Source organism: Aquabacterium sp. (assembly GCF_004297345.1).
Classification (GTDB): Bacteria; Pseudomonadota; Gammaproteobacteria; order Burkholderiales; family Burkholderiaceae_C; genus Aquabacterium.
The window spans coordinates 1-1855 of record NZ_SCTN01000521.1 but is presented as its reverse complement, the minus strand read 5'-3'; the positions used below and the strand labels follow the sequence as shown (position 1 = coordinate 1855).

Here is a 1855-nt window from a genome sequence, read left to right as displayed (position 1 = left end):
TGCCTGGAGTTGAACCGGGGTTCATTGCGCTGGAGTCGCCCACAGGCTGGTCGCATGGCTGTTGGCGCCGATGAGCGCATGGTCGTTGGTGCGGACGGCGCCGATCGTTTGACAGCCTGGAATGCCGACAATGGAGAAATCCTGTGGCGTGTGGATCGCTTTACATACCGCAATTTGAGTGCCCCGGCGGTTTGGGGCAAGCGCGTCGTCTTCGGTGACGGCAAGGACTACCTGCATGTGCTGTCAGCTGATGATGGCCGTACGGTGGGGCGCATCGAACTGGATGATCCGCTCGCGGCGGCGCCCGTTGTAGATGGTGACACCCTGCTGGTTCTGACTCGCAAGGGCACGCTGTACGCCCTGCGCGCCAATTGATCTGTTAGTTGAAATTTCATGAAACCAGTTATTGCCTTGGTCGGACGCCCTAACGTCGGCAAATCGACGTTGTTCAATCGGATGACCAAGAGCCGCGATGCCATCGTGGCCGACTTTGCCGGCTTGACCCGTGATCGTCACTACGGCGAGGGCAAGCTAGGCCCGCACGAGTTCATTGCCATCGATACCGGCGGCTTCGAGCCTGAGTGCACCTCTGGCATCTTCAAGGAGATGGCCAAGCAGACCCGCCAGGCGGTGGCTGAGGCCGACGCCGTGATTTTCGTGGTGGATGCCCGCAATGGCTTGTCTGCGCAGGATCATGACATCGCCAAGTACCTGCGCACCGCCAACAAAAAGGTGCTGCTGGCCGCCAACAAGGCCGAGGGTATGCAGTCTGGCCCGCAACTGTCCGAGTTCTATGAACTTGGCATCGGTGAGCCTATTCCAGTTTCTGCCGCGCACGGACAAGGTATCCGCAGCCTGGTTGACATGGCTTTGGAAGGCTTCTTCCCCGAAGAGGATGAAGAGGACCTGCTGGACGGCCGGGATTGGCGCGAGATGGATCTCGACAAGCCCATTCGCCTGGCTGTGGCAGGGCGCCCCAACGTGGGCAAGTCCACCTTGATCAACACGTGGTTGGGTGAAGAACGCCTGGTGGCGTTCGACATGCCAGGCACCACCCGCGACGCCATCAGCGTGCCGTTCGAGCGCGAAGGCAAGCGCTTCGAGTTGATCGATACGGCTGGTCTGCGCCGCAAAGGCAAAGTATTTGAAGCCATCGAGAAGTTCTCTGTGGTCAAGACTCTGCAGGCAATTTCCGACGCCAACGTCGTCTTGCTTCTGGTGGATGCCACGCAAGGCGTCACCGAGCAGGATGCGCACATTGCGGGCTTCGTGCTGGAGTCAGGCCGTGCCGTGGTCATCGCGATCAACAAGTGGGACGCAATTGACAGCTACCAGCGCGAGATGCTGCAGCGTTCGATCGAGCAGCGCCTTGCGTTCTTGAAGTTCGCGCCTGTGCTGCACATTTCGGCCATCAAACGCCAGGGGCTTGGGCCCTTGTGGAAGGCCATCACGTCCGCCTGGACGTCTGCCACAAAAAAGCTGCCTACGCCGGTGCTCACGCGCTTGCTGCAAGAGGCCGTGCAGTTCCAGCAACCCAAGCTGGCAGGTGCCTATCGGCCCAAGCTGCGCTATGCCCACCAAGGCGGCCAGAATCCGCCCATCATCGTCATCCATGGCAATTCGCTGGAGCACATCAGCGCAGCCTATCAGCGTTATCTGGAAGGGCGGTTCCGTGAGCACTTCAAGCTTTCGGGCACGCCTTTGCGTATCGAGTTCAAGTCGTCGCAGAATCCTTTTGCCGACAAAGAGCAGTAATTTTGCCGCCGTCAATCACATAACCATATCCGGTCAGGTTGCGGGGACTGTGTTAAGGTGGCAAATCCGAAACTTTTCAACACGGAGCATATCGTGAGCA

General features: G+C 59.1%; 2 protein-coding genes. Both read left to right on the top strand.

Going from position 1 to position 1855, the window contains the following annotated elements; genetic code table 11:
- Positions 1-375 (top strand): PQQ-binding-like beta-propeller repeat protein (locus tag EPO09_RS20235; RefSeq protein ID WP_290646054.1); only part of this gene is annotated, 375 nt, incomplete at its 5' end.
- An 18-nt stretch (positions 376-393) separates the two neighbouring features.
- Entirely contained in the window at positions 394-1755 is a 1362-nt protein-coding gene (gene der / locus EPO09_RS20230) for a ribosome biogenesis GTPase Der (RefSeq protein WP_290646052.1), read from the top strand.
- The last annotated feature ends 100 nt before the right edge of the window (positions 1756-1855 follow it).

Bases quoted from the DNA above. Each gene is read 5' to 3' on its own strand.
- der (WP_290646052.1), top strand. From the start codon at position 394: ATGAAACCAGTTATTGCCTTGGTCGGACGCCCTAACGTCGGCAAATCG.